11 protein-coding genes are annotated in these 12,551 nt (G+C 68.7%); 8 read left to right on the forward strand and 3 right to left on the reverse strand.

Features of this window, described 5'->3' with window-relative positions; translation table 11 throughout:
• Positions 1 to 275: 275 nt before the first annotated feature.
• Positions 276 to 986, forward strand: a complete 711-nt coding sequence (locus SSPS47_RS29070; RefSeq protein ID WP_164253536.1) for a haloacid dehalogenase-like hydrolase — start codon at positions 276 to 278, stop codon at positions 984 to 986.
• Positions 987 to 1,039: 53 nt separating this feature from the next.
• On the opposite strand, the gene SSPS47_RS29075 is transcribed toward SSPS47_RS29070, so the two are convergent.
• From SSPS47_RS29075 to SSPS47_RS29085, 3 genes are all read right to left on the reverse strand, one after another.
• Positions 1,040 to 1,591 carry an N-acetyltransferase gene (locus SSPS47_RS29075; protein ID WP_164253537.1) on the reverse strand — a complete coding sequence of 184 codons (552 nt, stop codon included), beginning with the start codon at positions 1,589 to 1,591 and terminating at the stop codon, positions 1,040 to 1,042.
• A gap of 10 nt (positions 1,592 to 1,601) precedes the next feature.
• On the reverse strand, positions 1,602 to 2,858 hold the full coding sequence (locus SSPS47_RS29080; RefSeq protein ID WP_164253538.1) for a Tat pathway signal protein: 1,257 nt from the start codon (positions 2,856 to 2,858) through the stop codon (positions 1,602 to 1,604).
• Positions 2,859 to 2,973: 115 nt separating this feature from the next.
• The gene (locus SSPS47_RS29085; protein ID WP_203557751.1) at positions 2,974 to 3,909 is read right to left on the reverse strand and encodes a transposase family protein; all 936 of its coding nucleotides are present in this window, start codon (positions 3,907 to 3,909) and stop codon (positions 2,974 to 2,976) included.
• 428 nt (positions 3,910 to 4,337) lie between these two features.
• Between SSPS47_RS29085 and SSPS47_RS29090 the strand changes: the two genes are divergently transcribed.
• From SSPS47_RS29090 to SSPS47_RS29120, 7 genes are all read left to right on the forward strand, one after another.
• The gene (locus SSPS47_RS29090; RefSeq protein WP_164253539.1) at positions 4,338 to 4,634 is read left to right on the forward strand and encodes a helix-turn-helix domain-containing protein; all 297 of its coding nucleotides are present in this window, start codon (positions 4,338 to 4,340) and stop codon (positions 4,632 to 4,634) included.
• Positions 4,635 to 4,659: 25 nt separating this feature from the next.
• Entirely contained in the window at positions 4,660 to 5,961 is a 1,302-nt protein-coding gene (locus tag SSPS47_RS29095; RefSeq protein ID WP_239065101.1) for a site-specific integrase, read from the forward strand.
• 49 nt (positions 5,962 to 6,010) lie between these two features.
• Positions 6,011 to 7,822: a gamma-glutamyltransferase gene (locus tag SSPS47_RS29100; RefSeq protein WP_164253540.1), complete on the forward strand. Its 1,812-nt coding sequence runs from the start codon at positions 6,011 to 6,013 to the stop codon at positions 7,820 to 7,822.
• Positions 7,823 to 7,912: 90 nt separating this feature from the next.
• Positions 7,913 to 8,779, forward strand: coding sequence for an inositol monophosphatase family protein (locus SSPS47_RS29105; protein ID WP_164253541.1), 867 nt, complete (start codon positions 7,913 to 7,915; stop codon positions 8,777 to 8,779).
• 108 nt (positions 8,780 to 8,887) lie between these two features.
• Positions 8,888 to 10,303, forward strand: a complete 1,416-nt coding sequence (locus SSPS47_RS29110) for an NAD(P)/FAD-dependent oxidoreductase (RefSeq protein ID WP_164253542.1) — start codon at positions 8,888 to 8,890, stop codon at positions 10,301 to 10,303.
• 187 nt (positions 10,304 to 10,490) lie between these two features.
• Positions 10,491 to 11,975: an AlkA N-terminal domain-containing protein gene (locus SSPS47_RS29115; protein WP_164253543.1), complete on the forward strand. Its 1,485-nt coding sequence runs from the start codon at positions 10,491 to 10,493 to the stop codon at positions 11,973 to 11,975.
• 13 nt (positions 11,976 to 11,988) lie between these two features.
• Positions 11,989 to 12,510: a methylated-DNA--[protein]-cysteine S-methyltransferase gene (locus SSPS47_RS29120; RefSeq protein WP_164253544.1), complete on the forward strand. Its 522-nt coding sequence runs from the start codon at positions 11,989 to 11,991 to the stop codon at positions 12,508 to 12,510.
• Positions 12,511 to 12,551: the final 41 nt, after the last annotated feature.

Genomic DNA, 12,551 nt, shown 5'->3' on the forward strand with positions numbered 1-12,551 from the left:
TTCGCCGCAGCGCGAGGAGTCCTCAAACGCGATGAGACCCGCACCCACGCACAATTCCTCTCACGCGCAGCCATGGCCCAGATGCGGGCAGGTGATGCGGATGCTGGCTGTTCCACTGGTCAGGAGGTCCTCTCCCTGGTTGATGGGATCCACTCCGCCCGACTGGATGAGCACCTCCACCTCATGCTGCTGGAGGCCCGCCGGTTCGGTAGTACGGCATCCGCACGTTCGTTCCTGGAGCGCGGCAGGGAAATCATGAAGGAGCGTACCGAGTCATGATCCTGGTTTTGTGGGATATCGACCGCACACTGCTCTACGTTGGGGAAACTGACCGACTTGTCTACCGTGAAGTCTTCCAGCAAGTCGTTGGGCGCCCCCCGGCAGTACTTCCCGCACGAGGAACGGGCGTCACCATGCCCCTCGCTGTGCGAGAACTTCTTGCATCCAACGACGTGCCCAGCGAAGACATTGAACGTCTCACTGGCGACATCATTGAGCGGATGCCGGGACAATTGGCGAACCACCGTGAAGACCTGCTCACTCAAGGCCAACTCATGCCAGGGGCATTGGCAGCCCTTGTGGCTGTACGTCAGTCCGATCTTTTCATTCCATCTATCGTCACCGGAAACCTTCGGCGAAGCGCTGAGATCAAGCTCGACACTTTCGGATTGTCCAGCTATGTTGACAGCGGCGTGGGCGGATACGCCTCGGATAATTCACACAGGCCGGCGTTGGTGCGTATCGCACAGGAGAGGGCTGAGAAAGTATACGGAGAGCCATTCGATCGCAGTAATACGGTGATCGTAGGAGACTCTCTGCAAGATGTCATAACTGGTCGGGAAGGTGGCGCCCCAGTTATCGGCGTAGCCTCAGGTAAAACCCCGGCAGCAGAATTGACAAACTATGGAGCCGATCGAGTAATTCCAGATCTAACCGACGTGGTCGGACTGCTTCAATTGATCACAGATGTTGTCCGGAGTGAGTGATCGACCCTCCTTCCTTTTCGCTCGTATTCGGCCGCCTGGCCAGAGAATCTTAACTAGCCCAGACGGCGGACCATGGTGGCGTAGACCGGAGCATCAGGAAACGGTTGTTGATCACCGATGTTTTCGTACCCCCAATTCTCGTACAGAGCCTTCACCTTTGGATGAGTTGGTTCCACAAGCAGCGTCACTCGTTCCTCTGGGCGGCCGACCAAAAGCTCCTCATGGATTAGACGAGCGCTGCCGGTCTTACGCCATGGTGCGCGCACCAGGAGTTCGAAGAGCGCGAGCGTGCGTTGTCCTGTCTCGTACGTGACTTCCTCGGGAAGTGGTGTGAGCATTCCGGCCCACCACCGTGCTCGCTCCGGTAGGGGAGAGCCGTACGCGTATCCGACTGCTTGGTTGCCATCCCAGCCGATGACGGCTTCCCAGCCGGTCCGTGACACATGACTGTCGAGGCGTTCCTGGAACCGTTCCACGGAGAAGAAAGGATCGGACAGTCGGTCGGCATAAACCTCAGCGTACAAGTTAGTCAATGTCGGTCGTACGTTGTCGAAGTCCCCACTGTCGTAACGGCGTAGGGCGACGACGCCAGGCGCTGCTGTCACGAGAGTCCTTTCAGCTGGTGCGAGTGCGATCGTTCCAGGCGCGGGTGGCGCTTGCGCCGGGAGCGGCTTTGTTGAGGTGCTGGGTGAATGTACTAAGCAGGTGAGGGATGCGGCCGGTGGAGGTGTAACCGGGCGGCGGGATCACCTTGGCGGCGGTTGAGCATGCCTGGTCGAGATCTTTTTGTCCGAGTTGCGCGAAAGCGACGTGGAGGAGGTAGTAGGCCCGGTTGCGGTGCTGGTCTGGCCGCAGAGCCGCTAGACAGCGGTGGAAATGGAACTCGGCTTGCGCTGAGTCGCCCAGCCGCAGGTGTGTAACGCCGATTAGACCATCGAGTTCACCTCGGGTGTAGAAGTCCATCGACACTGGTCGTGCTGCGTCAGGATCAGCGCGGGCAAAAGCTTCGTTTGCATCAGTTATCGCACGTCGGGCGCGTGTGTGTTCGTTCAAGCCGGGTAGGGCAAGGGCCAGACGGGCGTGGCTGAGAGAGGCGTACAGCGGATCGATGCGGTGTGCCGAAGTAGCCATGGCAGCTTCCGCTGCGGCGGCTGCGTCTGCCCAATGCCCACGTTGCCCAGCGAGTGTTGAAGCGTAGCGCCAGATTTGGTGCTGTACCTGGCCGTCGTGGGAGAGGCCGGCGAGGGTGATTGCCTTCTCCATGTGCTGCTGTGCTCTGTCAAGGCGGCGAGAGTCGGTAGCCGCCCACATCGCGGTTGCTGTGAACGTCGCGGCCAGGGCGTAGAGGCGGCTCCGAATGCGGCTGGTGGCGGTGCCGGTTCGTTGAAGGTCCGTGGCGTACGCACTGAGCGTCACGGATCTTTCCTCCAGCTCGGGGCTGCCGCCGTTCTGATCGTCAAACAACCACAAGTCGTCCAGCCGGGCCCTGAGACGCTGCATATCGGCGCGGCCGACGGTCAGGCGGGTGGAAGAGGCTGTGGACAAGGCTGTGCCGGTGGTTGCGGCAATGAATGCACGGCGATGCACGGGGTCCTCCGACGTTCGTACTTCCAGCACGGGGGACTTGCCCCGGGGTACGAACCCTAAGTCCGTTGCTGACAGCCCGGTGATCATCTCCAATGCGGTGCGACTCGCAGACTTAGGCCACTTCACGCGTCCGGATTTCCAGCTACGGACCTGGGAGCCTTCCAGCCCGCCCGCCTTGCCGGTCAGCTCGCCGATCGCCTGATTGACCGCCTCCGCAAGGGTGTTGGAGCTCATCTCATGCTCACGCATCCAGGCGATGAGCGCTTCGTTCGGTGTGCTCGACACCACACCACCGTAGAAGGACGCGGTCCAGATCAAAGTAAATGAAAGGTCAAATCCCCCTAACGAGCTCGTGCATGGTTGGCGGTGAGACGTCGAGGACTTCGGTGGGGCCCGGGGGTCACATCTGCCGTGCCGATGTCAGGTCTGCGCCCTGCTGATGAGACAGCAGGCCGGCGATGGCCTGGACCGTGTCGCTCATGTGCTCGCGGCGGCCGAGGTGGCGTGCGAGTGCCCGCCAGTTCTTGAGATGTGCGATGCCGTGCTCGACCCGGATACGGCGTGAGGAGTGCGCCTTGCGCTGGCGCTCGTACATATCCTCGTACCAGTCCGGGGCGTTCTTCTTGAACTTGCGGTGCGGTGGCGTCACCACGCGTCCGCCGGTCTGTGCGCCGAGCCCCTGGTAGCCGGCATCGGCGAGGATCTCGACCGCAGGCCCACCGGCCAGGAGCTCCACCAGCCCCAACTGGCGTGCGTGGGTGATGTCCGCGCAACTCCCGGGCTTGGTCGGGCTGCACCACAGCATGCGTCCTTCGCCGTCCGTGACCACCATGGATTTGACGGCGTTCTGCTTGTTCTTGCCGGAGATGAACTTGTCCCGGTCCTTGCGTCCTTGGGCCGGCCGCCGGACCCGGATCTCGGTGCCGTCGATGATGCCGGTCTTCCCTGTCGCGCCGAGATGGTCGACGACTTCGGCCAGAGTCCGCAGCCGTACGTCGGGGCTGATGGTGCACCCTCGCTCGGCGAGCAGGGGCCGCACCTCGTTGATGGCCCGGGTGATGGTGGAGCGGTCCACGCCAAACCAGCAGGCCAGCACGTCGTGGGTAGTCCCGTGACGGAGATGGACGAGAGTGGCCAGCAGCCGGTCGACAAACACCAGCCGGTGCTTCGCGCCGGCGCCCATGGCCCGCTTGCGCGGCCGGGAGGCAAGCCTGGCCTGGTGGCGCTCGTGCCACAACGGCCCCACTTCGGCGACGAGTTCAGCGATCACATCGGCCGTCAGGCCCGTGATCCGCCGGTTGCTGATGACCAGTGCACGAGCCGAGTTCCCCACCACGCAACCATGATCAACGATCAAGGACTCGGCGTCTCACCGCCAACCATGCACGAGCTCGTTAGGCCGGTATGTTTCGGCTCTCCGTGACGCATGTATTGCGGCGTGGCTGAAGAACGGCGACCAGACAGCGGGGCACATCCTTGCGGTGGCCGAATGCGCCGGAATGAGCGCGCCGCGTCTCGCCGAACGCTTCGCGTACTGCCTTCGCAAGCCGACACGGGACGAAATCCCTTGGGATCGACTCGAAGCTTCCTTGACCCTTCCTGATCTGCCGAGCGAGCCGACTCCGACCGCAAGGCGTCCGTAGCGGCACTGCGAGTCGGGGCTTGTCCGCGATTCTTCCCTCCTTCACAACGGGCAACGGCTGGGCGGAGCACTGGATTCCGCCCAGCCGGGCTCCCCTCTCCCGCACCCACAGAGAACCTCCGATGCCTGCACGGCCCTTGCTCGCCCCCGCCGCTTCCTCCGCAGCCGTACGCGCGGCCTTCCTGACCGTGAAGGACGCCGCCGATTACCTCGGCCTCTCACCCCACACCCTTTACGTCTGGCGCCACCGCCGTCAGGGACCGCCGAGCTTCCGTATGGGCCCCCGCGGTCGCGTCATGTACCGGCGGGAAGCCCTCGACGCCTGGATCCGCGAACAGGAGCAGGCCGACTCCCGTTCCAACCTGGCCCTGAACCCGATGAGCGCAGATCCACAGCAACGCAGCCGCCCCAGCGCCTGACGTTCCGTTCGTCATTGAGCACCGTTTGTACCCTCGCGAAAAGGAGACTCCCCTGGCCGGCTACATCGAAGACCGCTGGATCAAGAAGAAGAAGGACCCGGTCACCGGGAAACGAGAGCGAACCGCCCGCTACGGCAAGGGCAAGCGATACAAGGTGGCTGGCATACCCGGAGTCCGGGACCGATCCTTTGACACCCTGGAGGACGCCAAGGCGTGGCTCCGGCGATCAAGTACCGACCAGGAGCGCGGCGAGTTCGTCGATCCACGGGACGGTTCCATAACGCTCGCTGAATACGTCGAGCGGTACTGGATGCCGGGTGTGCGTGGTGAAGCCAAGACGCGCAAGGGCATCGATGAGCGGATTCGGCTACACGTGATACCGCACCTGGGCGATGTATCGCTGAACAAGGTGTCTGCGGCCGAGCTTCGTGCCTACATAGTCAAGCTCGAATCCTCGTGCTCGCCGCAGTACGCCCGCAGCATCCTCTCGACGCTGTCGAGCGTCCTTGAGACAGCGCTTGATGACAAGCGTCTTGCTCGGAACCCGATGAGGTCCAAGTCGGTCCGATGGCCGAAGCTGCCCGATGAGCGTCGCGAGGCGTGGCCTGAGGCGCTAGCTCGGAGGGTGCGTGATGAGATCAGCCAGAGGCACCGTATAGCGGTAATTCTTGGGCTTGGGTGCGGTCTGCGTCAGGGTGAAGTCTTCGGCCTGAGCATGGAGGACGTCGACCACGCGCGCGGAGTCCTCCACGTCCGACGTCAGGTGCAAATAGTCAATGGCCGGAAGTACTTTACGCTTCCAAAGGGCGGCAAAACGCGCGTTGCAGACATGCCGCGTTCCGTGGCCGACGAACTGGTGAAGCATGCCAGGGCATACCCCGGCGACAAGGTCGAGCTTCCCTGGGGCGGTCCTGAATCGGACAGGGAGCGGAAGAAGTTCGGCCTCGTACTGACAACGAAGTACGGGAACGCGATCGCCGCCAACACGTGGAACACCGAGATCTGGAAGCCTGCCCTGGCCAGGGCAGGTGTCATCCCTCCGCGTGTCAAGGGGGCGAAACCTTGGCAGTGGCAAGCGGCACCGAAGGACGGGTTCCATGTGTTGAGGCACACGTACGCATCCCTCGTGCTGGAGGCAGGAGAGTCGGTCGTCACCCTCGCCAAGTGGTTGGGGCATTCATCGCCGACCATCACGCTCGATCACTACGCGCACTTCATGCCGGAGGCGGGGAAGAAGGGGCGCAGGGCGATCGATAGCCTGCTGGGGGAGCGGGCGGAGGAGAGTGCCGGTCCAAACTCCCCAGATTCTCCCCAGGCCCGATCCTGAGTGCAGATTCGACCGTCCGACGCGCGTAAACAGCGAGGTGAGAGCCCGTATGTTCACCACCCGCCCCACCCTCCAGGGCACCTTCGGCATGGTGTCCTCCACCCACTGGCTCGCCTCGCAGTCGGCGATGGCCGTCCTGGAGGACGGCGGCAACGCCTACGACGCCGCCGTGGCCGCCGGGTTCGTCCTGCACGTCGTGGAGCCTCACCTCAACGGGCCGGGCGGCGAGGTGCCGATCATCCTCGCCCCCGCCGACGGCGAGGTCCGGGTGCTCTGCGGCCAGGGACCCGCGCCCGCCGGGGCCACGGTCGGGCACTACCGCTCACTCGGTCTCGAACTCGTCCCCGGCACCGGACCGCTCGCCGCCGCCGTGCCCGGCGCCTTCGACGCGTGGATGGTGCTGCTGCGCGACCACGGCACCAAATCCCTCGCGCAGGTGCTGCGCTACGCCATCGGCTACGCCGAGGACGGCCACGCGCCCGTCGAGCGCGTCGGCCAGACCGTGGAGAGCGTCCGCGAGCTGTTCGAGACCGAGTGGACCTCGTCGGCCGACGTCTACCTGCCCGGCGGCCGGGCCCCCGCCCCCGGAGAGCTGTTGCGCAACCCCGCCCTGGCCGCGACCTGGCGACGGCTGACGGCCGAAGCCGAGGAGACGGGCGGCGAGGACCGCGTCGCGCAGATCGAGGCCGCGCGCTCGATCTGGCGCACGGGATTCATCGCCGACGCGCTGATACGCCAGTCCGACCGCCCCACCCTCGACACCAGCGGCTCCCGTCACACCGGCACCCTCACGGCCGCCGACCTGGCCGGCTGGTCCGCGACGTACGAGAGGCCGGCGACGTACGACTGGAACGGCTGGACCCTCTGCAAGGCCGCCGGCTGGAGCCAGGGCCCCGCCTTCCTCCAGCAACTCGCCCTCCTGCCGCCCGTGCCCGAGCTTCCGGCGTACGGCTCCGCGGAGTACGTCCACCTCCTCACGGAGGGCTGCAAGCTGGCCATGGCCGACCGCGAGGCCTGGTACGGCGACGCCGCCGAGGTACCGCTCGGCACACTGCTCTCGGAGCCGTACAACGCGGCACGCCGCGCCCTGGTCGGCGACAGGGCCTCCTACGAACTGCGCCCCGGCAGCCCCGACGGACGCACGCCCGTCCTCAGCGCCCACGCCGCCGCCGTCGCCGCCGGAGAGGCCGGCTTCGACGCCCTCGGCGTACCGGCGGCGGGCGCGGGCGAGCCGACCGTCGCCCAAAACGGCGCGACCCGCGGCGACACCTGCCACCTCGACGTCGTGGACCGCTGGGGCAACATGATCGCCGCGACACCGAGCGGCGGCTGGCTCCAGTCCAACCCCGTCGTGCCCGAACTCGGCTTCCCGCTCGGCACCCGCCTCCAGATGGCCTGGCTGGAGCCCGGACTGCCCAACTCCCTCACGCCGGGCCGCAGGCCGCGTACCACGCTCACACCGTCCGTCGCCCTGCGCGACGGCACCCCCGTCCTGGCCTTCGGCACCCCCGGCGGCGACCAGCAGGACCAGTGGCAGCTCCACTTCTTCCTGGCCGTCGCGCTGCGCCCGCGCGTACGCGGCGGACTCGACCTCCAGGGCGCGATCGACGCGCCCAACTGGCACAACGACAGCTTCCCCAGCTCCTTCTATCCGCGCGGGATGCGGCCGGGCAGTGTCACCGTGGAGGCCGCCACGGACGCGTCCGTCGTGGACGGACTGCGCGAGCGGGGCCACGACGTCACCGTCGGCGAACCCTGGTCCGAGGGGCGGCTCTGCGCGGTCGCCAGGGACCCGCGCACGGGAGTGCTACTCGCCGCGGCCAACCCGCGCGGTATGCAGGGGTACGCCGTGGGCCGGTGAATGCCGTGCGGTGGCCGGACGCCCGGCCGCCATCGAGCCGTCATCTCCGCTCCCACCTGCGTTGTCGCACCTCTGTGGTTCTCTTGAGGCATGATCGATGACTTCCTGAACGGTGACCTTTCCGCTGTCGAGGCGGCGATGCGCGCTGCCGCCGCCGCCGAGATCATGCCGCGCTACCGGCAGCTCGCCGCCCACGAGATCGTCGAGAAGTCCGGCCCCCACGACCTGGTGACCAGCGCCGACCGGGGTGCCGAGGAGCACCTGACCGCGGCCCTCACGGCGCTCCTGCCCGGCTCGGTGGTGGTGGGCGAGGAGGCGGTGCACGCCGACCCGGCCGTGTACGGGGCGCTGAGCGGCGAGGCGCCGGTGTGGATAGTCGACCCCGTCGACGGCACCCGCCAGTTCGTCCGGGGCGAGCCCGGTTTCTGCATGCTCGTCGCGCTCGCCCAGGGCGGCGAGGTGCTGGCCTCCTGGACGTACGCGCCCGCGACGGACGAGATGGCGACCGCCGTACGAGGCCGGGGCGCCCGGCTGGACGGTGTCCCGCTGAGCTGCGGCGCCCCCGCGCCCGACGCGGTGCTCGACGTCGCGACATCGCACCCGGACTACACGACGCCCGAGGAGAAGCGGGCGCTGCTGGGCGTCCGGAGCGCCGACGACATCGCCGCCCGGCCGTGCGGGTCTGCCGGGCTGGAGTATCTGGACATCGCGCGCGGCGCGCTCGACGCCGTCGCCTTCAGCTGGGAGCTGGCCTGGGACCACGCGGCGGGCCTGCTGCTGGTGACGGAGGCGGGCGGCGCGCAGACGACGCTCACGGGCGAGCCCTTCCGGATCACGGGAGGCAACGCGCTGCCGTTCACGGCGGCACGGGACGCGGTGACCGCGCGGCGGGTGCGGGAGCACCTGCTGGCGGGGGAACCGGCGGAGGCCGGGGCCGGGGCGGGTCCGGGCGACTGACGGAGCCGGTGGCTCGTGGACGGGCCGCATCCGTCGCCCCGCCGACGCCGTGTCGGGAGCCAGGAATATCCTGGTTCCTCTGCCATCGGCTGACGAAGGAGTCCGAAGGTGCCGTCGATGCTCGATGCCGTCGTCGTGGGGGCGGGCCCCAACGGGTTGACCGCCGCGGTCGAGCTGGCCCGGCGAGGATTCTCCGTCGCCGTGTTCGAGGCCTGTGACACCGTGGGCGGGGGAGCGAGGACCGAGGAGCTGACGCTGCCCGGCTTCCGTCACGACCCGTGTTCCGCCGTGCATCCGCTGGGCGTCGGATCGCCCGCGTTCAACGACATGCCCCTCGCGCGGTTCGGCCTGGAGTGGCTGCACCCCGAGCTGCCCATGGCCCACCCCTGGGACGACGGCACGGCCGCCGTGCTGTCCCGCTCCGTCGCCGAGACCGCCGCCTCCCTCGGCCCGCGCGACGCGGGAGCGTACCGCCGCCTCCTCGCCCCCTTCCTCGGCAAGTGGGACAGCTTCGCGCGGGACTTCATGGCACTGCCCCCCAGGGGCCTGCCGCACGACACCCTCACGCTCGCCCGCTTCGGGCTGGCCGGGATCCCGTCGTCGAACGTGCTGATGAGGCGCTTCAAGGACGAGAAGGCGAAGGGGCTGTTCGCCGGACTCGTCGCCCATGTCATCGCTCCGCTGAGCGGGATCGCGACCGGCGGGGTCGGGCTGATGTTCGCGCTCGCCGCGCACGAGAACGGCTGGCCGCTGCCGCGCGGCGGCTCCCAGTCCATCTCGGACGCGCTCGCCGCCTATCTGCGCGACCTCGGCGGCACGGTCCACACCGGATTCGAGGTCAAGCGGCTCGACGACCTGCCCCCCGCCCGTGCGTACGTCTTCGACACCACGCCGACCGCGCTCGCCCGTATCGCGGGCCTCGGCAGGGCGTACGACTCGTACAAGTACGGCCCAGCCGTGTTCAAGATCGACTACGCGCTGGACGGGCCCGTGCCCTGGACGGCGGAGGCCGCGCGCCGGGCCGGCACCGTCCAGGTGGGGCCCACGAAGGGGGAGATCAGCACCGCGCTGAATCTGGCGTACGGCGGCAGCGCTCCCGCCACACCGTTCCTGATCACCGCCCAGCCCAGCCTGGTGGACCCGTCCCGCGCCCCCGAGGGCAAGCATGTCTTCTGGGCGTACGGCCATGTGCCGCACGCCTGGGAGGGCGACCTGACCGACGCGATGGAGCGGCAGATCGAGCGCTTCGCGCCAGGCTTCCGGGACCGTGTCCTGGCCCGTGCGACCGCCGGCCCGCGAGAGCTGGCCGCCCGTAACGCCAATTACGTGGGCGGGGACATCGCGAGCGGCTCCGTCGCGGGTCTGCGGCTGCTGGTGCGTCCCAAGCTCTCCCTGTCGCCGTACAGCACCCCGCACCCGGCGGTCTTCATCTGCTCGTCCTCGACCCCGCCGGGGCCGGGCGTGCACGGCATGTCGGGCCAGAACGCGGCGAAGGCGGTGTGGCGCAGGCTCCGGGCGGGCTGAGTTTCAGGTCCGGGGGCACTGTCCCCGATCGCCGGACGGGCGGCGCATGCGGCCCGGCCGGCGATCGAGGACGAGCGCGGCACAAGCCGGGCGGCGCCATGACCCCTGGCAGATGACCTCTGGCAGCGTGAGGTTGATGTCGGATTCCCGCCAGCCCCGCCCACCCCGCGTGACCGATGCTTGACGCATGCACACCGACACCGAGCGCTGCCTGCGTGCCGTCCGGTCCAAGGACGCGCGATTCGACGGATGGTTCTTCACCGCCGTCCTGACCACCGGTATCTACTGCCGTCCCAGCTGCCCGGTCGTGCCCCCCAAGGCCGAGAACATGGTCTTCCACCCCAGCGCGGCCTCCTGCCAGCAGGCCGGATTCCGCGCCTGCAAGCGCTGCCGGCCCGACACCAGCCCCGGCTCGCCCGAGTGGAACGCCCGCGCCGACTCCGTCGCCCGCGCCATGCGGCTCATACATGACGGCATCGTCGACCGCGAAGGCGTCACCGGGCTCGCCGGGCGGCTCGGCTACTCGCAGCGGCAGATCGAGCGGCAACTGCTCGCCGAGCTCGGCGCCGGGCCGCTCGCCCTGGCGCGCGCCCAGCGGGCCCAGACCGCCCGGCTGCTCATCGAGACGACCGCGCTGCCGATGGCGGAGGTCGCCTTCGCCGCCGGCTTCTCCTCCGTCCGCGCCTTCAACGACACCGTCCGCGAGGTGTTCGCGCTCGCCCCCACCGAACTGCGCGCACGCGGCGCCCGGCGCCCGGACAACGCCGCCCCCGGACCCCGGACACCCGGCGTGATCAGCCTGCGGCTGCCCTTCCGCGCACCGCTGACCCCCGACAACCTCTTCGGTCACCTGGCGGCGACGGCGGTCCCGGGCGTCGAGGAGTGGCGGGACGGCGCGTACCGGCGCACGCTCCGCCTTCCGTACGGGCACGGCATCGTGGCCCTGACACCGCGCCCCGGCCACATCGCCTGCCGGCTCGCGCTGACCGACCCGCGCGATCTCACCGTCGCCATCAGCCGCTGCCGCCGCATGCTCGACCTGGACGCCGACCCGGTCGCCGTGGACGAGCAGTTGCGCACCGATCCGCTGCTGGCCCCGCTGGTCGACAAGGCGCCCGGTCGCCGGGTGCCGGGCACCGTCGACGCCGCCGAGTTCGCCGTACGCGCGGTGCTCGGCCAGCAGGTGTCGACCGCCGCCGCGCGCACGCACGCGGCCCGTCTCGTCACGGCGTACGGCACACCCGTGGACGACCCCGAGGGCGGGCTCACCCATCTCTTCCCCACGACGCAAGCGCTGGCGGCCCTGGACCCCGAATCCCTCGCGCTGCCGCGCAGCCGCCGCGCCACGCTCACGACCCTGGTCGCCGCGCTGGCCGACGGCACGCTCCCGCTGGGCACGGACAGCGACTGGGACGAGGCCAGGGCGCGGCTGCACGCGCTCCCCGGATTCGGTCCCTGGACCGTCGAGTTGATCGCGATGCGCGCGCTCGGCGACCCGGACGCCTTCCTGCCCGGCGACCTCGGTGTCCGGCGGTCCGCGCAGGCACTGGGGCTGCCGTCGACGCCCGCCGCGCTCACCGCACGCGCCGCCGCCTGGCGGCCCTGGCGCGCGTACGCCGTGCAGTACCTCTGGGCCACCGAGGACCACGCCATCAACGTCCTTCCCGCATAAAGGAGTTCACCGCATGACCAGATCACACACCGTGATCGACAGCCCGTACGGGCCGCTGACCCTGGTGGCGACCGAGGGGGTGCTGAGCGCCCTCTACATGACCGAGCAGCGCCACCGCCCGCCGCAGGAGACGTTCGGAGAGGTCGACGCACGCCCCTTCGGTGTCGTGATCGACCAGCTCGACCAGTACTTCGCCGGCGAGCGCACCGGGTTCGACGTGCCGCTGCGGCTGAACGGCACGCCGTTCCAGCGCAGCGTCTGGGAGCAACTGGTGGCGATCCCGTACGGCGAGACCCGGTCGTACGGCCAACTGGCCGACGCCCTGGGCAAGTCGGGGGCCTCACGCGCGGTCGGACTGGCCAACGGCAGGAACCCGGTGGGCATCATCGTGCCGTGCCACCGGGTGATCGGCTCGACGGGGAGTCTCACCGGATACGGCGGCGGACTGGACCGCAAACAGCGGCTGCTGGCCTTCGAGGGCGCGGCGCGGGTGGGTACGGGGCCGGGGGCGGACGGGGCGGGCACACTCTTCTGACCGAGGGCCCGTCCCCGCCCCGCTGCCGTATCCGCCCCGTC

Origin of the sequence: Streptomyces sp. S4.7 (genome assembly GCF_010384365.1) — a bacterium.
In the GTDB taxonomy this organism is placed as follows: domain Bacteria; phylum Actinomycetota; class Actinomycetes; order Streptomycetales; family Streptomycetaceae; genus Streptomyces.

Excerpts from the sequence above, each read along its gene's own strand:
- SSPS47_RS29070 (WP_164253536.1), top strand. The coding sequence starts at position 276 with ATGATCCTGGTTTTGTGGGATATCGACCGCACACTGCTCTACGTTGGG.
- SSPS47_RS29090 (WP_164253539.1), top strand. The coding sequence starts at position 4,338 with ATGCCTGCACGGCCCTTGCTCGCCCCCGCCGCTTCCTCCGCAGCCGTA.
- SSPS47_RS29100 (WP_164253540.1), top strand. The coding sequence starts at position 6,011 with ATGTTCACCACCCGCCCCACCCTCCAGGGCACCTTCGGCATGGTGTCC.
- SSPS47_RS29105 (WP_164253541.1), top strand. The coding sequence starts at position 7,913 with ATGATCGATGACTTCCTGAACGGTGACCTTTCCGCTGTCGAGGCGGCG.
- SSPS47_RS29115 (WP_164253543.1), top strand. The coding sequence starts at position 10,491 with ATGCACACCGACACCGAGCGCTGCCTGCGTGCCGTCCGGTCCAAGGAC.
- SSPS47_RS29120 (WP_164253544.1), top strand. The coding sequence starts at position 11,989 with ATGACCAGATCACACACCGTGATCGACAGCCCGTACGGGCCGCTGACC.